The organism is Streptomyces sp. 8N706 (assembly GCF_052245415.1).
In the GTDB taxonomy this organism is placed as follows: Bacteria; Actinomycetota; Actinomycetes; order Streptomycetales; family Streptomycetaceae; genus Streptomyces.
In genome coordinates this window covers 62,321-80,766 of record NZ_JBQQBW010000016.1, presented here as the reverse complement: position 1 = coordinate 80,766, position 18,446 = coordinate 62,321, and the positions used below count along the sequence as shown (strand labels likewise).

General features: G+C 71.6%; 16 protein-coding genes and 1 pseudogene. 7 read left to right on the top strand and 10 right to left on the bottom strand.

The window, feature by feature from the left end:
* From ACTWQE_RS09320 to mce, 4 genes and pseudogenes are all read right to left on the bottom strand, one after another.
* Positions 1-1,044 (bottom strand): ABC transporter ATP-binding protein, encoded by a 1,044-nt coding sequence (locus ACTWQE_RS09320; RefSeq protein WP_443328368.1) that lies wholly within the window; start codon positions 1,042-1,044, stop codon positions 1-3.
* 544 nt (positions 1,045-1,588) lie between these two features.
* Positions 1,589-2,524, bottom strand: coding sequence for a cellulose-binding protein (locus ACTWQE_RS09315; protein WP_443328367.1), 936 nt, complete (start codon positions 2,522-2,524; stop codon positions 1,589-1,591).
* A 115-nt stretch (positions 2,525-2,639) separates the two neighbouring features.
* Positions 2,640-6,429 (bottom strand): annotated as a pseudogene (scy, locus tag ACTWQE_RS09310) (polarized growth protein Scy).
* Positions 6,430-6,664: 235 nt separating this feature from the next.
* Positions 6,665-7,105, bottom strand: a complete 441-nt coding sequence (gene mce, locus ACTWQE_RS09305) for a methylmalonyl-CoA epimerase (RefSeq protein WP_443328366.1) — start codon at positions 7,103-7,105, stop codon at positions 6,665-6,667.
* 137 nt (positions 7,106-7,242) lie between these two features.
* Between mce and ACTWQE_RS09300 the strand changes: the two genes are divergently transcribed.
* Positions 7,243-8,451 carry an acetyl-CoA C-acetyltransferase gene (locus ACTWQE_RS09300; protein WP_443328365.1) on the top strand — a complete coding sequence of 403 codons (1,209 nt, stop codon included), beginning with the start codon at positions 7,243-7,245 and terminating at the stop codon, positions 8,449-8,451.
* Positions 8,452-8,696: 245 nt separating this feature from the next.
* On the top strand, positions 8,697-9,653 hold the full coding sequence (gene meaB / locus ACTWQE_RS09295; protein WP_443328364.1) for a methylmalonyl Co-A mutase-associated GTPase MeaB: 957 nt from the start codon (positions 8,697-8,699) through the stop codon (positions 9,651-9,653).
* Between the two features lie 498 nt (positions 9,654-10,151).
* Here the strand turns inward: meaB and ACTWQE_RS09290 are convergent, their stop codons facing one another.
* Positions 10,152-10,754, bottom strand: a complete 603-nt coding sequence (locus ACTWQE_RS09290; RefSeq protein WP_443328363.1) for a PepSY domain-containing protein — start codon at positions 10,752-10,754, stop codon at positions 10,152-10,154.
* 111 nt (positions 10,755-10,865) lie between these two features.
* Here ACTWQE_RS09290 and ACTWQE_RS09285 point away from each other — a divergent pair, with 111 nt between their 5' ends.
* On the top strand, positions 10,866-11,531 hold the full coding sequence (locus ACTWQE_RS09285) for a response regulator transcription factor (RefSeq protein WP_443328362.1): 666 nt from the start codon (positions 10,866-10,868) through the stop codon (positions 11,529-11,531).
* A 49-nt stretch (positions 11,532-11,580) separates the two neighbouring features.
* Complete coding sequence (locus tag ACTWQE_RS09280) at positions 11,581-12,921, top strand: sensor histidine kinase (RefSeq protein WP_443328361.1); 1,341 nt, start codon at positions 11,581-11,583, stop codon at positions 12,919-12,921.
* 4 nt (positions 12,922-12,925) lie between these two features.
* Here the strand turns inward: ACTWQE_RS09280 and ACTWQE_RS09275 are convergent, their stop codons facing one another.
* The 4 genes from ACTWQE_RS09275 to ACTWQE_RS09260 form a co-directional block, all read right to left on the bottom strand.
* Complete coding sequence (locus tag ACTWQE_RS09275) at positions 12,926-13,402, bottom strand: MarR family winged helix-turn-helix transcriptional regulator (protein ID WP_443328360.1); 477 nt, start codon at positions 13,400-13,402, stop codon at positions 12,926-12,928.
* Positions 13,403-13,519: 117 nt separating this feature from the next.
* Complete coding sequence (locus ACTWQE_RS09270) at positions 13,520-14,293, bottom strand: AIM24 family protein (RefSeq protein ID WP_443328359.1); 774 nt, start codon at positions 14,291-14,293, stop codon at positions 13,520-13,522.
* Positions 14,290-14,940: an AIM24 family protein gene (locus ACTWQE_RS09265; RefSeq protein WP_443328358.1), complete on the bottom strand. Its 651-nt coding sequence runs from the start codon at positions 14,938-14,940 to the stop codon at positions 14,290-14,292. Before ACTWQE_RS09265 ends, ACTWQE_RS09270 begins: the two co-directional genes overlap by 4 nt.
* Positions 14,941-14,983: 43 nt before the next feature.
* Positions 14,984-15,622 carry an AIM24 family protein gene (locus tag ACTWQE_RS09260; RefSeq protein WP_443328357.1) on the bottom strand — a complete coding sequence of 213 codons (639 nt, stop codon included), beginning with the start codon at positions 15,620-15,622 and terminating at the stop codon, positions 14,984-14,986.
* Positions 15,623-15,774: 152 nt separating this feature from the next.
* On the opposite strand from ACTWQE_RS09260, the gene ACTWQE_RS09255 reads away from it, so the two are divergent.
* Both ACTWQE_RS09255 and ACTWQE_RS09250 read left to right on the top strand, forming a co-directional pair.
* A complete protein-coding gene (locus tag ACTWQE_RS09255; RefSeq protein WP_443328356.1) occupies positions 15,775-16,119 on the top strand; it encodes a DUF3817 domain-containing protein in 345 nt (114 codons plus the stop codon).
* Positions 16,116-16,409: an MTH1187 family thiamine-binding protein gene (locus tag ACTWQE_RS09250; RefSeq protein ID WP_443328355.1), complete on the top strand. Its 294-nt coding sequence runs from the start codon at positions 16,116-16,118 to the stop codon at positions 16,407-16,409. The genes ACTWQE_RS09255 and ACTWQE_RS09250 overlap by 4 nt, the downstream gene beginning before the upstream one ends.
* 305 nt (positions 16,410-16,714) lie before the next feature.
* Here ACTWQE_RS09250 and ACTWQE_RS09245 read toward each other — a convergent pair whose 3' ends face one another.
* The gene (locus tag ACTWQE_RS09245; protein WP_443328354.1) at positions 16,715-17,698 is read right to left on the bottom strand and encodes a DUF5937 family protein; all 984 of its coding nucleotides are present in this window, start codon (positions 17,696-17,698) and stop codon (positions 16,715-16,717) included.
* Between the two features lie 215 nt (positions 17,699-17,913).
* Here ACTWQE_RS09245 and ACTWQE_RS09240 point away from each other — a divergent pair, with 215 nt between their 5' ends.
* The gene (locus tag ACTWQE_RS09240) at positions 17,914-18,423 is read left to right on the top strand and encodes a MarR family winged helix-turn-helix transcriptional regulator (protein WP_443328353.1); all 510 of its coding nucleotides are present in this window, start codon (positions 17,914-17,916) and stop codon (positions 18,421-18,423) included.
* Positions 18,424-18,446: the final 23 nt, after the last annotated feature.

Here is an 18,446-nt window from a genome sequence, read left to right as displayed (position 1 = left end):
TCAGACTCCCTTCCGGTCGTTCCGGCCCTGCTCGCGCCAGTCGGCGCCCCAGCCTGCCCGCTGTACGGCCGGCTCCTGGACCCGTGGCCGGGAGGCCGGGGTCCGCACCGGCACGTCGTGCCCGCCGTCGTTGTCGCCGTCGCTGTGCGCGTGGTACTCGACCGACTCCGCGGTCAGCCGCATGAACGCCTCCTCCAGCGACGCCCGCTGAGGGCTCAGCTCATGCAGAACCACCCGGTGCCGTGCGGCCAGATCGCCCAGCCGCGCCGCGTCCGTACCGTCCACCTCCAGCGCACCGTCGCCGTCCGGCACCGCGCTGAGGCCCGCCGCGTACAGCACATCCCGCAGCCGTTCCGGCTCGGGCGTGCGCAGTCGCACGTACGACCGGGAGTTCTCGGCGATGAAGTCGGCCATGGAGGTGTCGGCGAGCAGCCTGCCCTGTCCGATGACGACCAGATGGTCCGCGGTGAGAGCCATCTCGCTCATCAGATGGCTGGAGACGAAGACGGTCCGGCCCTCGGCGGCCAGCCGCTTCATCACATTGCGGATCCAGTGGATGCCTTCGGGGTCGAGCCCGTTGACCGGCTCGTCGAACATCAGGATCCGCGGGTCACCGAGCAGCGCGCCCGCGATGCCCAGCCGCTGCCCCATCCCGAGCGAGAAGCCCTTGGCGCGCTTCCGGGCCACCGAGGCGAGACCGACGATGTCCAGCACCTCGGAGACCCGGCGGCGCGGAATGCCGTTGCTCTGGGCCAGACAGAGCAGATGGTGGTACGCGCTGCGGCCCCCGTGCACCGCCTGGGCGTCCAGCAGCGCGCCGATGGACGTCAGCGGCTCATGGAGTTCGCGGTAGTGCATGCCGTCGATACGGACATCCCCGGCGGTGGGGTGGTCCAGGCCGAGCACCATCCGCATGGTGGTGGACTTGCCCGCGCCGTTCGGCCCGAGGAAGCCGGTGACGGCCCCCGGCCGTACGGTGAAGGTCAGCCGGTCGACGGCCAGCGTGTCGCCGTACCGTTTCGTCAGCCCTTCGAGCTCGATCATTCCCACACGCTAAGAGCACACCGTGCCGCCCGCCACCGGTGGCCTCCGGCCAGGGAGTGCGGTGCCATGCGCCGAGGGGCACGGTGCGCTGGGCCACATACCACTCAACCCCGTGGCCCGCGCCTTCGTGAAGGCGGGGGCCACGGGGTTGAGCGGACGTGCGGGTGGTCGGTACGGAGCGTGCTCCGTCCTGCCTGGTCCTGCCTGCTGACGCGGGCGCAGCCGGGCCGGACGCGGTGGCCGGCCGCCGGGACCGCCGTACACCCGGTACGGGCGACAGCGGCTGGGCCGCGAGGCCGCCCCCTCCCAGCGGGTAGCCGGGGGAGGGCACCGGGTGTCGCGGGCCCGACAAGAGCGCCCGGATGGGCCAGCGTGTTTCAAATGTAGCGCCGTCCGCCCGAAGGGCGGGGTCCGCGGCTCCCCCAGCTACCGCTGGGTGGGGGAGTGCGTGCCAGACGCCGCGGACCTGGGGGCACTCCCCCAACCTTCGGCCGGGGGCACCCCCACCCGGACGGAGTCTGGGGGAGGGACTTTTGAAACAGCCCTAGCGGCTCTGCTGGGCCGGGACGCCGCGCGAGATCGGCTCCTCCTCGGGCGTGCCGGCCGCGGCCACCGCGGCACCTGTCAGCGTCGCCAGCATCTCGCGGACGTTCGTCAGCTGGGCGTTGATGCTGTCGCGGCGGTTGGTGAGCGCCGCCAGCTCGCGCTCGGATTCGCTGCGGATCCGGTCGGCCTTGGCGTTGGCGTCGGCCACGATGTCCTCGGCCTGGCGCTGCGCGGTCTCCACCGTCTGGCGGGCCCGGCGCTCCGCGTCCGTACGCAGCTTCTCCGCCTCGAGGCGGAGCTGCTCGGCGCGGTGCTCGATCTCGGCGAGGCGCTTCTCCGCCTTGGCCTGACGGGAGGCGAGATCACGCTCGGACTGCTCCCGGCGCTTGGCCAGGTTGGTCTCGAAGTCGGCGGCGGCCTGCGCGGCCTTGGCACGGGTCTCCTCGAAGAGGGAGTCCGCCTCCTCGCGCTTGGACTGCGCGTCCTTCTGGGCCTCGGCACGCAGGGACGCGGCTTCGCCCTTCGCCTTCTCGACGATCCGGGCGCCGTCGTCCTCGGCCTTCGCCTTGCGCTCGGCGGCGAACGTCTCCGCGTCGTTACGGACCTGCTGGGCGGAGGACTCGGCCAGTTCACGGTGCTGCTCGGCGGCCCGACGGGCCTCCTCGCGCAGATCCTTCGCCTCCTCCTCGGCGAGCCGGAGGATCTTCTCGACCCGCGCGCCGAGTCCGGCGTACGACGGTTCCGCGTCGTTGACCTGGGCCTGGGCGTTCTGCGTTTCGAGATGCAACTCCTCGATGCGCTTTTCCAGAGAGGTGATACGAGACAGTGCACTGTCACGGTCGGCGACGAGCTTCGTGATGCGGTCGTCCACCTGCCCGCGGTCGTATCCACGCCGCACGAGCTCGAAGCCGAAGGGGGAGGAAGTGTCGCTCATGGGGTTCCTGTCGAAAGAGACCGGTGAGGTGATAGGGGGAATCCTAGGGGCGCAAGCGGCGTGTCATCGAGTCAACGCAGGTTTGATCTGGAGAATGACCCCTCTTTCGGGTGGCTTACCCCTCGGACTGCTTGCCACTCGAACGAGTGGCGCCTGCACCGGCCGCCGCCTTGATGCCTCCCGCGGCGGAGCCGTTGTTGGACCCGGACTTGCCGCCGGCCGGTGCCTCGAATGACTCCAACGCCTCCAGCATGTCCTGGACACGGGAGATCTCCGCATTGATGTCCTCGCGGCGGCGCACCAAAACTTCCAGTTCCCGCTTGCCTTCGTCAACCGTGCGCTTCGCTTCCTCGGCAGCCTCCTGACGGAGCTGCTCCGCCTCCCGGAGCGTCGCGGCCTTCTTCTGCTCGGCCTCCTTCAGGAGCCCCTCGGCCTTCTTCACCGCGGCGATCCGCACCTTGCTCGCCTCGCTGGTCGCCTCCGAGACCAGTGACTTGGCCCTCTCCTCGGCCTCCGCGAGCTGGTCGTTGGCCGCCTTCACCAGTTTGTCCACGCGCTCACCCGCGGACTTCATCGCCTCGGCCGACTCCCGGCGCGCCCGCTCGTGGAGCTCCTCCATCTCCGCTTCGACACGGGCCCGCAGCTCCTCGGCGCGCTCCCTGATCGCGGTCGCGTCCCGACGGGCCTCACCGAGCAGGGTGTCCGCGTCCGTACGGGACCGCTCCACGCGGCTGTTGGCGTCGTTCGTCCCTTCGGTGACGATCCGGTCGGCCTCCTTGCGCGCGGCGCCCACCATCTTGTCGGCCTGCTCCTCGGCGGCCGTGGCGGTGCGCAGCGCCTCCTCCTGGGCCTTGGCGATGAGTTGGTCGGCCTGCTCGGCGGCCTCGCCGCGGCGCTTGCCCGCGGCCTGCCGGGCCTCGTCGAGCACCCGGTCCGACTCCTCCTGCGCCTCCCGGCGCAGCCGCTCGGCCTCCGCCTCGGCGTCGGCCCTGACCCGGTCGGCGTCGGCACGGGTACGCCGTGCGTGTTCCTGCGCCGAGGCGATGGTGGCCGCGGCCTCGGTGCGCAGCCGTTCGGCCTCGTGGCCGGCCTCCGTGATGAGCCGGTCGGCCTGCTCGGCGGCGTCCGAGCGGCGCTGGTTGGCCTCGGCACGGGCCGCGTCCACGGTCCGCGCGGCCTCCTGCTCGGCCGAACCGAGTGTCTCCGCGGCCTCGGTGCGCAGCCGCTCGGCCTCCCTGGTCGCCTCCCCGACGAGCCGGTCCGCCTCGGTCGTGGCCTCGGTGACGAGCCGGTCGGCCTGCTGCGCGGCCTCGCTTCGCTGGTGGTTGGCGTAGTCCCGCGCCTCGGCGCGCAGCCGGTCGGACTCCTCGATGGCCTCCGACACCGTGCGTTCCGCGAGGGACTTGGCGGCCTCGGCCTCGTCGTGGGCCTCCCGCCGGATCCGGTTCGCGTCCGCGGCCGCGCGCTCCCGCTCGGCGTACGCGTCGGAGCGGACCCGGTCGGCCTCCTCCTGCGCCTCGGTCCGGGTGCGCTCCGCCGCGTGCTCGGCGGCGGACCGCAGACCCGCGATCTCCTCCTCGGCCTGCTCGTGCAGCCCGGAGACCGAGTCCCGTACCTGCTGCGCGGTCACCTCGGCGGCGGCCACCAGATCGGCGGAGCGCCGCTCCGCCTCTGCGACCAGCCGCTGTGCCTCGGTCTGTGCCTCCTCGACCCGCTTACGGGCCGTGGCCAGCAGTTCCTCGCTCTGCTCGCGGGCCTGCGCCCGCTCCTGGTGCGCCTCCTCGCGGGCGTCGCCCAGCATCGTCTCGGCCTCGCGGCGGCGCCGGGAGGCCTCCTCCTGGGCGGCCGCCAGGGCCTCCGCCGCCTCGGCGCCGGTGCGTTCGGCCGCCGCGGCCGCCTCCGCCCGTACCCGGTCCGCGGTCTCCTGGGCCTGGGCCCGCAGCTCCTCGGCCTCGGCCGCCGCCTCGCTGCGCAACCGTACGGCCACGGACTCGCCCTCGGTGCGGGTGTTCGAGGCGTCCGTGATGGCCTCGGTGCGCAGCCGCTCCGCCTCGGCTTCGGCCTGCTGCTGGAGCGTGCGCAGCCGCTCGGCGGCGTCCGCGCGGAGCCGCTCGATCTCCTCGGCGGCCTCCCGGCGCAGCCGCTCCGCCTCCGTACGGGCGTCCTGGAGCGCCTCCTCGGACGCGGCGACCCGCTCCTCCGCCTCGGAATGCAGCCGGGCCAGCTCCTCGGCGGCCTCGGCGCGCCGTTCGCGGGCGGCCTCCTCGGCCTCCTCGCGCAGCAGCCGGGCCTCCTCGGCCGCCTCCTCGGAGGTGCGCCGGGTCTGCGCCGCGGCCTCCGCGCGCAGCTCCTCGGCCTCGGCACGGGCGCGCTCCAGAGCGTCCTCGGCCTGCCGGCGCAGCGTGGTGGCGCGCTCGATGGCCTCGGTGCGGACGCGCTCGCTCTCGGTGGTGGTATTCGTCTGCAGCTTATAGGCGTGGGAATTCGTCGTCCAGCGGCGGTGCTGCCTCGCGGCGGGCCTCACCGCGGATCCGCTCGCCTTCGGCGACCGCCTCCGAACGCAGCTGCTCGGCCTCGCCCCGCAGCCGCCGGGCTTCCTCCTGGAGCTCGACGGTCTTGGCGCGGTACTCCTTGGTGTCGTCCTTCGCCGCGCCCTTGAGCTGCTCCGCGCTGTCGTGCGCCTCGGCGCGCAGCCGGTCCGCCTCCGCTTCGGCCTCGTGGCGGATCCGCTCGGCCTCCTCGGACGCGGCACGCGTGGTGGCCTTGGCGTCCTCCGACGCCTTGGTCAGCACCTCCTCCGCGCTGCGGGCGGCCTTGGCCAGCTGCGCGGCGGAGTCCTCCGCGACGCTCGTACGGGCCGTCTCCTCGGCTTCGGCGATCAGCCGCTCGGCCTGCGCGCGGGCATCGGCGCGCAGTTGCTCGGCCTCGGCCCTGACCGCCTCGGCCTCCTTGGTGGCCTCGGTGACCATCCGGGCGATCTGCGCCTTGGCGGTACGAGTGCGCTGTTCGTTCTCCGACTCGGCCGAGCTCAGCCGCTTGGAGGCGGTGGCCGTGGCCTCCTCGCGCAACCGGTCGGCCTCGGCACGCGCCTCGCGCAGCGCCTCCTCGGCATCCTTCATCCGCTGCTCGGCGGTGCGGGTCAGCTCGGCCGCCTGCCGACGGGCCTGGTCGGACTCCGAGCTGGTGGAGGTGCGCAGCTGCTCGGCGTGGTCGGTGGCCTCCTGGGCCTGGGAGGAGGCGGCGTTCAGCAGCCGCTCGGCGTCCGTACGGGCCCGCCGCAGGATCGCCTCCGCCTCGGAGCGGGCCGTCTCGGTCTCCGAGACCAGCCGCTCGCGGGCCTGTTCGGCCAGGCGGTGGGCCTCGGCACGGGCAGCGGCCAGAGCCTGTTCGGCCTCGGCCCGGGACTCCTCCATGAGCCGGCGCGCCTGCGCCTCGGTACGGGAACGCAGCTGCTCGGCCCAGGCGACGTTCTCATTGACATGGGACTCGACGGTCTGCCGGCGCTCGGCGAGCTCCTCGTCCAGACGCTGCCGGCGGGCCACCGCCTCGGCGTGCAGCTCCGCCTCCAGCCGGGCCTGCCGCTCGGCCTGGTCCTGGAGAAGGTGCTGGGTCTGGGCCCGGGCCTCGCGCAGCTCGCGTTCGGCGTCGGCGCGCAGCTGGTCCGCCTGGATCTGGGCATTACGGAGCATCTGCTCCGCCTGGTAGCCGATGTCGGCGCTGTCGTAGGCAGGACGGGTCGCGAGGTTGCGGCGCGCCTCGTGGAGCTTGGCGCGCAACACCTCGACCTGGTAGCCGAGATCGTCGGCGTGCTGGACGGCCTTCTCCCGCTCGGTCTTCAGCCGCTCCATCTCGGCCTCGAACTTCGAGAGGTGGTCGTCAGCCTCGTAGCGGTCGTAGCCCCGCACTGCGCGGTCCCATCCGTCCCCTGGTTGCGTCGACACCGGCGGTTGCCCTGCCTTTCCAGGCGCCGGCCCGTTCTCCGATCTGCACTTTCCTTCACTACTAGCCGGTACGTGCTCTGGTGCTGCTCTAGTACGTGCCTGACGGAGAATGGTGTCAGATCATCGGCGAGGCATGGGTCACAGCCCCCAACCCGAACCCCGGCCGAGCGGCCACTCTACCGGCCGGGGGACGAACAGGTCAGTGGTCGTCGGGGGAGGCGTTGTTGGCGGTGACCAGTTCGGTGAGGACGCCGTGGCAGTCCTTGGGGTGCAGGAACGTGATACGCGAGCCCATCGAACCGGTGCGCGGCTCGTCGTAGAGCACCCGTACGCCCTTGTCGCGGATGGCCGTGGAGTCGGCGTCCACATCCGCGGTGCCGAAGGCGATGTGGTGCACGCCCTCGCCGTTCTTGGCGAGCCACTTCGCGACGGTGGAGTCGTCTCGGGTGGGCTCCAGGAGCTGGAGGTAGGAGGCGCCGCCGTCCGAGGTCTCGTTGATCTTGAGCATGGCCTCGCGGACACCCTGTTCCTCGTTGACTTCGGTGTGGAACACCTCGAAGCCGTACGTGGCACGGTAGAACTCAACAGTCTTGTCGAGGTCGAAACAGGCGATCCCGATGTGGTCGATTCGCGTCAGCATGGATCCAGTGCACCGCTCGTTCATGTGGTTACGCAACGTGCGCGCGATCACACCCGCTGACCGGTGACCAGTCGCCTACCGCTCAGTACATTGACGAAAACCCTCGTTAACTTCCTTCTCCCCGAAGGGGCCGCACCATGACCCGACCGAACGGCACCACCTCTGTGATCGTCGCAGGCGCCCGTACGCCCATGGGGCGCTTGCTCGGGTCCCTGCGGAGCTTCTCCGGAGCCGATCTCGGCGGCTTCGCCATCAAGGCCGCACTGGACCGGGCGGGCATCGGCGGCGACCAGGTCCAGTACGTGATCATGGGCCAGGTGCTCCAGGCCGGTGCGGGGCAGATTCCCGCCCGGCAGGCGGCCGTCAAGGCCGGGATCCCCATGAACGTGCCGGCGCTGACCGTCAACAAGGTCTGTCTGTCCGGGCTCGACGCCATCGCGCTGGCCGACCAGCTGATCCGCGCGGGTGAGTTCGACGTGGTGGTCGCCGGCGGGCAGGAGTCGATGACCAACGCCCCGCATCTGCTGCCGAAGTCCCGTGAGGGCTTCAAGTACGGCGCGATCGAGATGCTCGACGCGATGGCGCACGACGGCCTCACCGACGCCTTCGAGAACATCGCGATGGGCGAGTCGACCGAGAAGCACAACACCCGGCTCGGCATCGCGCGCCCGGAGCAGGACGAGATCGCCGCGCAGTCGCACCAGCGGGCCGCCGCGGCGCAGAAGAACGGCCTGTTCGAAGCGGAGATCACCCCCGTCGAGATCCCGCAGCGCAAGGGCGACCCGGTGATCTTCGCGAAGGACGAGGGCATCCGGGCGGAGACCACGGCCGAGTCGCTGGGGAGGCTGCGGCCCGCGTTCGCCAAGGACGGGACCATCACGGCGGGGACGTCCTCGCAGATCTCCGACGGTGCGGCGGCCGTCGTGGTGATGAGCAGGGCCAAGGCGGAGGAACTGGGCCTGGAGTGGATCGCCGAGATCGGTGCCCACGGGAATGTGGCGGGCCCGGACAACTCGCTGCAGTCGCAGCCTTCGAACGCGATCACGCAGGCGCTCGGCAAGGAGGGGCTGAACGTCGGGGATCTGGATCTGATCGAGATCAACGAGGCGTTCGCGGCCGTCGCGGTCCAGTCCATGAAGGACCTTGGGGTTTCCTCCGAAAAGGTGAATGTCAACGGTGGCGCGATCGCGCTGGGCCACCCGATCGGGATGTCCGGGGCCCGGATCGTGCTGCATCTGGCGTTGGAGCTGAAGCGCCGCGGCGGCGGTACGGGCGCGGCGGCTCTGTGCGGTGGCGGCGGTCAGGGCGATGCGCTGATCATCCGGGTGCCGCAGAACGGGCGCTAGTGCTGTGACCGGGTCACAGCAGTAGGTCCGACGAAGAACGTCGTCCGCCCGGCGGTCGACGGCACCACGGGCGGTCGCCGGTCGGCGTCGCGGGTGGTCGGCTGTCGTCGGGAGCCGGCGGGCGGCGGTTGGCGGTAGGCCTTCGGCGGTAGACGGTACGAGCGGGTGAAGAGCTCGGCCGGAAGCGGCCGACAGGTGGGGCTGCCGGTGCGGCAGCTCGTACGAGCACGAGGAGCGGAACAGCCATGGTCGACGTCCCCACCCTGGTCGAGCAGGCGCGGGAGGGCCGGCCCCGCGCCGTGGCCAGGCTGATCTCACTCGTGGAGGGCGGGTCGTCGCAGCTCCGCGAGGTGATGGCGGCGCTCGCCCCGCTGACGGGCGGGGCGTACGTCGTCGGGCTCACCGGATCCCCGGGCGTGGGGAAGTCGACCTCCACCTCGTCGCTCGTATCCGCCTACCGCAGGATCGGCAAGCGGGTCGGAGTGCTCGCCGTGGACCCCTCGTCGCCGTTCTCGGGCGGGGCCCTGCTGGGGGACCGGGTGCGGATGAGCGAACACGCCTCCGACCCGGGGGTCTACATACGGTCGATGGCGACGCGGGGGCACCTCGGCGGGCTCGCGTGGGCCGCGCCGCAGGCCATCCGGGTGCTCGACGCCGCGGGCTGCGACGTGGTGCTCGTCGAGACCGTGGGAGTGGGGCAGTCGGAGGTCGAGATCGCCGCGCAGGCCGATACGAGCGTGGTGCTGCTGGCCCCGGGGATGGGTGACGGGATCCAGGCCGCCAAGGCCGGGATCCTCGAGATCGGTGACGTCTATGTCGTCAACAAGGCCGACCGGGACGGGGCCGACTCGACCGCCCGGGAGCTGAACCACATGCTCGGCCTGGGCGAGGCACGGGCTCCGGGCGACTGGCGGCCCCCGATCGTGAAGACCGTCGCGGCGCGGGGCGAGGGCATCGACGAGGTGGTCCAGGCGCTGGAGAAGCACCGGGCGTGGATGGAGGAACACGGGGTCCTGGCGGAACGGCGCGCCCGGCGGGCGGCCGGGGAGGTCGAGACGATCGCCGTGACGCGACTGCGGGAACGGATCTCCGATCTCCACGGGGACCGCCGGCTGAGTGCGCTCGCGGAGCGGATCGTGGCGGGGGAGCTGGACCCGTACGCGGCCGCGGATGAGTTGGTGGCGGGGCTGACGGAAGCCTGACGGCAGGTCGCCTCCGGCGCGAGCTGGAGGCCCGCTCCGGGCGCTGGTGCCTGGGCCTCCCGGGCGGGTGCGCCGAAGCTTGGCGGCAAAGCCGGGGCCGCGGCTTCCGGGGCTGGGGGTCCTGAAACGTCTCTTTGCGGCTCTTCACGGGCCTGGCGGCCCACACATACTCCCCTGGCCTTCGGCATGGGGACCCGAAGTCTCCAGAGCCCCCAGCCCTACGGCCCCGGCTCCCTCACGTTTCGTCGGCGGCTGGTGCCGCGTGAGCCAAGGATTGCCCCGTAGCGAGGTGACCTGGTCAGCTGCAAGGCGCCGGATCGGCCTCTGGGGTCCCCCCGTGCCGAAGGCCAGGGGAGGGCCTGCTCGGCCGATCGGGCAACGCAGCTGGGGGCACTCCCCAGCTTTCGGCCGGGGGAGGTAACTGGAGAGGCCGCGCCAGGGCGGCGAGCCGGGCCAACCCTGGCTGATGCGGCGCTGGTCCACGATCCGGGGCAGTCCTCAGTCGTCCGTGCTCTCGTCGTTGTGGTCCGCCGTGTCCGTGATGACCTCGCCGGTCCTCAGGTCGACGCGCAGGTCGTGCTCCTCCGCGTCCTTGCCCTGGACCTCGACCTCCCAGGCGTGGGGGCTCTCGTCGTCCAGGTCGGCGGAGGTGACCTTGCCGGGGGCAGTCCTCAGCGCCGTGGTGATGGCGTCGTCCACGTCGGTGTTCGCGCTCTTCAGGGCCTTCCGGAGGGTGGCGTCGTCGTCTCGGTCGGTGTGCTCGTCCAGCAGTCGGCCGGTGGCCGCGTCGATCGTGACGTCGTGCCAGGCGCCGTCCTCGCCGAGGACCTCGACGTCCCAGGCCGGAGCGTTCTTCCCGTCGTCCTCCAGGTCGACCGAGGCGACCGCGCCGGGAGCGGCCCGGAGCGCCGCGTCCACGGCACCCGCCGCGTCCACGGCACCCGCGCTGTCCGTGGCCGCCGCGGAGTGTGCGTCGTGGTGCCGCACGCTCGACGTCCGCGTGGCTGCCGCGTCGCCCGTGGTTGTGGCGACGGCAGTTGCCGTTCCGCCCGCGATCAGGGCGGCGGCGGCCACGGTGGCGATGACGATATTGCGCTGCATGAGGTTTCCTCCCACGTCGTTTGCGATGGGGACCACCGTGCCGAAGCGATGCTGAAGCCAGGCTGAAGCCGCCTGAAGAGATCTTCAGGCGGCGTTTGGGACGCTGGGACCATGCGTTTGTTGATCGTCGAGGACGAGAAGCGGCTCGCCCTGTCGCTGGCCAAGGGGCTGACGGCGGAGGGATTCGCCGTCGATGTGGTGCACGACGGCACCGAGGGCCTGCACCGGGCGAGCGAGGGCTCGTACGACCTGATCGTCCTCGACATCATGCTCCCGGGGATGAACGGTTACCGGGTGTGCGCGGCGTTGCGGGCCGCCGGTGACGATGTGCCGATCCTGATGCTGACCGCGAAGGACGGTGAGTACGACGAGGCCGAGGGGCTCGACACCGGCGCCGACGACTATCTGACCAAGCCGTTCTCGTACGTGGTGCTGGTGGCCCGGGTGCGGGCGCTGCTGCGGCGGCGCGGCCGGGCGGCCTCGCCCGTGATACGGATCGGCGCGATGAGCGTGGACACCGCCACCCGGCGGGTGATGCTCGACGATGCCGAAGTCGCCCTGACCGCCAAGGAGTTCGCGGTACTGGAACAGCTGGCCCTGAGGGCCGGGGAGGTCGTCTCCAAGGCCGAGATCCTGGAGCATGTCTGGGACTTCGCCTACGACGGCGACCCCAACATCGTCGAGGTGTACATCAGCGCGCTGCGGCGGAAGTTGGGGGCTCGCACGATCGGCACCCTGCGAGGCGCCGGATACCGGTTGGTGGGCCGCGGTGCGTAGGGGTTCCGTACGGTCGCGAGCGGCACTCGGTGCCACGGCGGTGGTCGCCGTGGCACTGGTCGCGGCAGGGGTCGCCGTGCTGATGGTGCTGCGGACGAATCTGCGGGACCAGGCGGATCTGCAGGCGGAGGTGGCGGCCCGCGAGGTCGCCGGGCAACTGGCCACGGGCGTGGCGTACGACGCCCTCGAGCTGCCGGACGGTGACGAGCACCCGGTGCAGGTCGTGGCCGGCGACGGCGTACTGCGCGGGGTGAGCGAGGACCTGGAGGCCGTCACGGGCACCGGGACCCGGGAGGTGACGCCCGGCGGGTCGGCCTCGGACGCGCGCGAGCCGGACGAGGACGACGATGACGTTCCGGAGCGCGGCGAGGTGTCCCCCGACGACACCACCGGCGGCGGCACGGCGACCGTGGACGGGGAGACCCGGGACTACCGCTTCGCCGCTGTCGAGGCGACGACTCCGGGCGGCGAGACCGTCACCGTCCACGCGGGCTCCCCGCTCGCCATGGAAGCGGTCGGCGAGGTGCGTACCGCCATGCTCATCGGGCTGCCGCTGCTGCTCATGGTGGTGGCCGGGGTGACGTGGCTGGTCACCCGGCGGGCCCTGCGTCCGGTCGAGGGCATCCGCGGCGAGATGGCCGCCATCACGGCCTCCGCGGACCTGTCCCGGAGAGTGCCCGAGCCGGAGGCGCGGGATGAGATCGCCCGGCTGGCGCGGACGACCAATGAGACCCTGGCCGCGCTGGAGTCGGCGGTGGAGAGGCAGCGCAGGTTCGTCGCCGATGCGTCGCATGAGCTGCGCAGTCCCATCGCGAGCCTGCGCACGCAGCTGGAGGTCGGCCTCGCCCATCCCCGGCTGCTCGATGTGCGGGGCGCGGTCGAGGACACGGTACGGCTGCAGCAGTTGGCGACCGACCTGCTGCTGCTGGCCCGGCTGGACGCGGGGGAGCGGCCGCCGGAGGGGAGCCCGGTGGACCTCGCGGACCTCGTACGGGAGGAGGTCTCGCAGCGGTCCGGCGTCCCGGTCCGGGTCGCCGCCGACCCTGTGCAAGTGAGCGGATCCCGCGGCCAGTTGGCCCGGGTCCTCGGCAATCTTCTGGACAACGCCCGGCGTCACGCCGGGACGGAGGTGACCGTCTCGCTGCGGCCGGAGGGACGCTGGGCCGTGCTGGAGGTCGCCGACGACGGAGCCGGCGTACCCGAGGCGGAACGTGAGCGGATCTTCGAACGGTTCGTCCGCCTGGACGACGCCCGCAGCCGCGACGAGGGCGGCGCCGGGCTGGGGCTGGCCATCGCCCGTGACGTGGCGGAACGCCATGGGGGAACGTTGGTGGTCCGCGAGTCCCGAGCGGGCGGCGCACTCTTCGCGCTGCGCCTGCCCGCCGGCTGAGTCGCTATCCGTGGCTGCGCTGGCTGCGCAGGTGATCGGCGACCGGGGAGAGGGACTCGCGGAGCGCCTCCAGCTCCGCGGGTGGCAGCAGATCGATGAAGTGCCGCCGTACGGAGGCGACATGGTGCGGTGCGACTCTCTGCATCGTCTCCGAGCCCTGGTCGGTCAGGACGGCGTAGAGGCCGCGCCGGTCGGACTCGCAGTGCTCCCGGCGGACCAGCCCCGCGTTCTCCATGCGGGTGATCTGGTGGGAGAGCCTGCTCTTGGACTGGAGTGTGGCCGTGGCGAGATCGCTCATCCGCATCCGCTGCTCCGGGGACTCGGAGAGGTTGACCAGGATCTCGTAGTCGTTGATGGTCAGTCCGAACGGCTGCAGATCCTTCTCGAGCTGGTGCATCAGCAGCTTGTTGACGTCCAGGTGGGTGCGCCAGGCGCGCTGTTCATCGTCGCTGAGCCAGAGGGTGGCCGTCTCGGTCTCCATAGAATGATTCTACCTACAAAAGTTGAAATACGGACCATTGTTGTGGACGGCGACCGTTCCCCCAGGGTGCCGTGCCAGGTGTGCAGGCGTTCGACGTTACACTCCGCAGACTACCGCTCACAGCCCGAAGCGACGCTGGAGGCCCCCCAGTGAGCCAGGAAGCTGCGGATGCGCAGATGAGCCGCTCGGGGCGCCCTGGCCGCCGCCCGGCACGCCTGCCTGGTGCGGAACCATCCCGGTGTTCACCTCGGCCATCAGCTGTTCCGTGGACTGGAGCAGGACCTGGCCCGCTCCCACGAACTCGAACTGGTGCTCCTCGCCCGAGGTCCCCCCGATGCCGGCCAGGGCCCGTACGCCGCCCAGCACCCCGCGGAGGTACTGGTGGTCGTAGTGGTGACAGGGGGAAGGACAGTCCGCCCAGCCGACGAGGGCCTGGGGGTCGACACGGATCGGCGGCTCGACGAAGACGACCGGACCGTTCGAGGCGGCCACGAACTTGCCCGTGCCGATCAGGGTGAGAAAGCCCGGGACGATGGACTGCTTGAGCGAGAGGCCCGGCTGGAAGGCGAGCAGATTGCCGGAGCGGATCGTGAGGTTGCCGTCCTCGAGGTCATAGGAGTTGACGTCGAAGGCCCGGTCCGCGAGCAGCATCTTGCCCTGCCCCTCGGCCACCACCCAGTCCGCGGCGTGGAGCGGGGAGTGGAAGCTGCCCGCGACCAGCCGGTCCAGCCGGCCGTGCCCGATACCCTCGAAGTCGATCCGCCCGTAGTAGGCGATCATCTTCCCCTTCTGCAGGAACCACTGGCCCTTGAGGTCGACACAGAAGGTGTAGGCGTTGACGTTGTCGTCGACCGGCAGGGAGTGCGGGTCGTGGACTACGGGACCGTTCACAGCTTCTCCTCCGAGGCCTGTACGTACACCGCGCCGCTGCCCGACAGCTCCAGTTGGAACGCCTCGCCCGAGCCGCGCCCCACCATGTCCCGCCAACCGAGGGCGGTGGACAGCTTGTTCCGTACGTCCCCGTGGTGCGCGACGTAGGCCTGCGGGTCGACGTGCACGGGGCGGCCGGGGGCGATGGGGAGTTCGATGACACCGCCGTGGGCCATCACCGCCACCGCGCCATGGCCCTTCAGGGTCGTGGTGAACAGCCCCTGGCCGGTCACCTGGCCGCGCACCATGCCCATCACGCCGCCCTGCGAGCCCATGAACATGGTGCCCTGCTCCAGGGTGCCGTCGAAGGCGAGGAGCCGGTCGGCCTCGACGCAGAGGGTGTCGCCCGCGAGGGTGATCACCTGGATGTGGTGGCCGCCGTGGCCGAACATCACCCTGCCGCTGCCCTCCACCGTCATCAGCGGTGCGGCTTCGCCCGCGATGCGGCGCCCGATCATCGAGCCGAGGCCGCCCTGGCCGCCCTGGACGTTCGGGGTGAAGGTCACCTCGCCCTGGTAGGCGAGCATCGCGCCGCGCTGGCTGAACATCTTCTGGCCCGGGCGGACTTCGGCCTCGACCATCCTGGAATTGATCTCCTGAAAGGGCATCAGGCCCCCCTCTCGCCGGTCCCGGCGGACGTACGGACGTCGCTCACACGTCACCGCCCACGGTGTTCCGCTCGCTGGGCTGTACGTAGACCAGCCCCTCGCCCTCGAAGCGGATCTGGAAGGACTCGCCCGAGCCCTCGCCCATGACGGTCCGGAAGTTGACGCCGGACTGGAAGTGCTGTCGTAGGTCGCCGGTGTGCGCGACGTACGCGCCCGGGTCCACCTGGAGCGGGTACTGCGAGGTCACGCGCAGCACCACCGCGGGGCCCTCGGAGACGATCGCAGCCTGGCCGGTGCCCTCGACGGTCGTGGTGAACAGCCCGTTGCCCTGCGCGGCGCCCCGTATCCCCGTGAAGGTCGTGCCGGTACGGAGCGCGGAGTCGGTGCACAGCAGATTACTGGCCTCGACATACAGCGTCTCGCCCCGGAGGGAGACCAGGTTGATCTCGCTCGCGCGGTCGGCGAAATAGCAGGTGCCGTGCCCTTTCACCTCCATGACCTCCATCTGCTCGCCAGTGAGCCGGCGGGTCACCATGCCGCGGATGCCGTCTCCGCCGCCGGACATCTTCTTGAAGGCCATCTCACCGTCGTAGGCGACCATCGCACCGTTCTTGGCCTTCACGGCGTCACCGGTCATGTCGACGGCGAGCACCTTGCTGCCTTGGAGTCGAAACTGAGCCACGGGGATGAAGGTATCCGCCCGAAGAGGGCCCCAACAGGGGCTATCGGCCCGGACCCGGACCCTGAGGCCCTCCCAGGGGGCGGCGGCTGTCACAATGGACCCGCTTGTGCGGCTGTTCACAAGCCCCCGCCCACCACTCGGAAAGGTTCCCCGTGGACATCAAGACCGCCACCGCCGTCCGCCGACTCCGCCTGGTTTCCGTACCCGAGGCGGTGTCGTTCCTGCTGCTGCTCGTGTGCTCGGTCCTGAAGCGCACCACCGAGTTCAACGCGGTGCCGGTGATGGGCGCGATTCACGGCGTTCTCTTCGTCCTCTACGTGCTGTTCCTGCTGGACGCCTGGAACAAGGCGAAGTGGTCGGTGAAGACCACCGCCCTCTACTTCGTCCTGTCGGTCCTTCCGGCCGGTGGCTTCTTCGCCGAGCGGAAGCTGAAGCGTGAGGTCGAGAACGGTGTGATCGCCGCCCGCGCGCGCAGGGAAGGGGTCGTCAACGCATGATCGTCGCCTTCTCGGTCAGCCCGCTGGGGGTCGGCGAGGACGTGGGGGAGTACGTCGCCGACGCGGTACGGGTGGTCCGCGAGTCGGGCCTGCCGAACCGCACGGACGCCATGTTCACCTCGATCGAGGGCGAGTGGGACGAGGTGATGGACGTCGTCCGGCGCGCGGTCGCCGCCGTGGAGGCCCGCGCGCCCCGCGTCTCGCTCGTCCTGAAGGCCGACATCCGCCCGGGCGTCACCGACGGGCTGACCACGAAGGTCGAGACGGTGGAGCGCCACCTGTCCGCCTAGGCTCCGGGCGCCAGGGCGATCGTGTCGGCCCCGTTCGGGCGTCACATCGCATGCTCGGAGTCGCCTCCCTGCCTTCGGCATGGGGGATCCCACCGTGTGGTTCGGCGCGGGACCCCGGACGAGGGGAGATCTCCACCGGGCTCCAGCAGGCTCCATTGGCCTTCGCCGGGCGGTCCTGCCGCCTGCGGTGTGCCGCGTCCGGCCCCGGCCTTCGGCATGCGCCCGGTTCGGAGGCGCCGCCGACGGCGGGCGCGGCGACCGCGGCCGCCGCGGCAGTCCCCGCCTCGAAGCCCGCCCGGACGGGCTCAGGCTCCGGCCGCCAGGGCGATGCCGAGCGGCGTGCGCTCGTACAGCACCTGGTGGCCGTAGCGGTTCGAGAAGAGCAGCCCCGCGTCCCGCAGGGCCGCCAGGTGCGCCGAGACGGAGGACGGGGCGAGGCCGAGGCGGTGGGCCAGGGCGGTCGTCGTCGCGGGCTCGGCGAGGGCGGTGAGCACCGTGGCCCGGCCGCGGCCGAGGAGTGTGGCGAGGGCGTCGGGTGTGGCATCGCCGCGCTCAGCCCACAGCCGGTCGATGCCCCGCGCCGGGTAGACCACGGTCGGCTGCCACGGCGGGTCGAAACCGCTGACCACGTCCGGCCAGACGAAGACGCTCGGTACCAGCAGCAGTCCGTCGGCGCCGAGCGCCCGTACCTGTTCGAGGTCGCTGCGCGTCCCCACGGTGAGTGTGCCGTCCGCCCAGGTCAGCCTGGGGTGCAGATCGGCGAAGAGACGCTCCGGGCCGCCGTCCGCCAGCCGCCGGGAGTGGAACGCGATGTCCGCCTCCAGCAGCGCCCGCAGCCGCGGCCAGTGCGGGGCGATGAGCACGCGCCAGGTCAGCTCCAGGAGATCCGTCAGCTCCCGCACCGCCCGCACCGGGTCGCCGAGCATGGCCCGCCCGCGCGGGGTGTCGGCCGCGCCCGGGGCGTCGGCCAGCGAACGGGCAAGCTCCGCGCGCGCCCGGCCGGGGTCCGTGCCGCGTACGCGGGCCAGCTCGTCCTCGATCGTGCCGACCGTGCCGGCCGGGGGCGGGCAGAGAAAGTCCGGGCTGTGGCCGCGCTCGGGCATCAGCAGCCAGAGCGGACGGAGGTCCAGTCCGGCGGCGGCGTCCCGCATACGGCGCAGCCACGGCAGGTGGTAGCCGTGCCGCGAGCGGACCTTGAGGGTCCGCACCGCCTCCTGGACCTCCCAGAGGGGGGAGAGGGCGAACCGGCAGTGAGGCAGGTCATCGGCGGCTTGGAGATGGAACGGCACGGGACGGCCCTCCCTCCGGGCTGAATCTTTCGGCTCAGTCCGAAACAGTGTGGTCGGGCCGGTCTTACCCCACAGGCGGGAGGCCATGCATGGCTGTACGGCCGGCCGGGTGAACGGTGAACCCCTCCGGGTGAGGGCCCCCGACGCGTCCACCGCCGGGCCCGAGGGCTGAGACAGGGCTGACCAGCATGTGACTGGCCGCTAAGGTCGATGGCGTGCCGAAGCCGCTCAGCCTTCCCTTCGATCCCATCGCCCGAGCCGATGAGCTCTGGAAGCAGCGATGGGGAGCCGTGCCGTCGATGGCGGCGATCACCTCGATCATGCGCGCCCACCAGATCCTGCTGGCACAGGTCGACGCGGTCGTCAAGCCGTACGGACTGACCTTCGCGCGGTACGAGGCGCTGGTCCTGCTGACCTTCAGCAAGGCGGGCGAGCTGCCGATGTCGAAGATCGGCGAGCGGCTGATGGTGCACCCGACCTCGGTCACGAACACCGTCGACCGGCTGGTCAAGTCCGGTCTGGTCGACAAGCGGCCGAACCCGAACGACGGGCGCGGGACGCTGGCGTCGATCACGGACAAGGGGCGCAAGGTCGTGGAGGCGGCCACCCGGGACCTGATGGCGATGGATTTCGGGCTGGGCGCGTACGACGACGAGGAGTGCTCGGAGATCTTCGCGATGCTGCGGCCGCTGCGGGTCGCGGCGGCGGACTTCGAGGAGCAGTAGGGCGGCGGAAGATCGCCCGGAAC

Coding starts and splice junctions, on each gene's coding strand:
- mce (WP_443328366.1), bottom strand. CDS start 7,105: ATGCTGACGCGAATCGACCACATCGGGATCGCCTGTTTCGACCTCGAC.
- ACTWQE_RS09275 (WP_443328360.1), bottom strand. CDS start 13,402: ATGGAGACCGAGACGGCCACCCTCTGGCTCAGCGACGATGAACAGCGC.
- meaB (WP_443328364.1), top strand. CDS start 8,697: ATGGTCGACGTCCCCACCCTGGTCGAGCAGGCGCGGGAGGGCCGGCCC.
- ACTWQE_RS09320 (WP_443328368.1), bottom strand. CDS start 1,044: ATGATCGAGCTCGAAGGGCTGACGAAACGGTACGGCGACACGCTGGCC.
- ACTWQE_RS09285 (WP_443328362.1), top strand. CDS start 10,866: ATGCGTTTGTTGATCGTCGAGGACGAGAAGCGGCTCGCCCTGTCGCTG.
- ACTWQE_RS09290 (WP_443328363.1), bottom strand. CDS start 10,754: ATGCAGCGCAATATCGTCATCGCCACCGTGGCCGCCGCCGCCCTGATC.
- ACTWQE_RS09315 (WP_443328367.1), bottom strand. CDS start 2,524: ATGAGCGACACTTCCTCCCCCTTCGGCTTCGAGCTCGTGCGGCGTGGA.
- ACTWQE_RS09265 (WP_443328358.1), bottom strand. CDS start 14,940: ATGCCCTTTCAGGAGATCAATTCCAGGATGGTCGAGGCCGAAGTCCGC.
- ACTWQE_RS09250 (WP_443328355.1), top strand. CDS start 16,116: ATGATCGTCGCCTTCTCGGTCAGCCCGCTGGGGGTCGGCGAGGACGTG.
- ACTWQE_RS09300 (WP_443328365.1), top strand. CDS start 7,243: ATGACCCGACCGAACGGCACCACCTCTGTGATCGTCGCAGGCGCCCGT.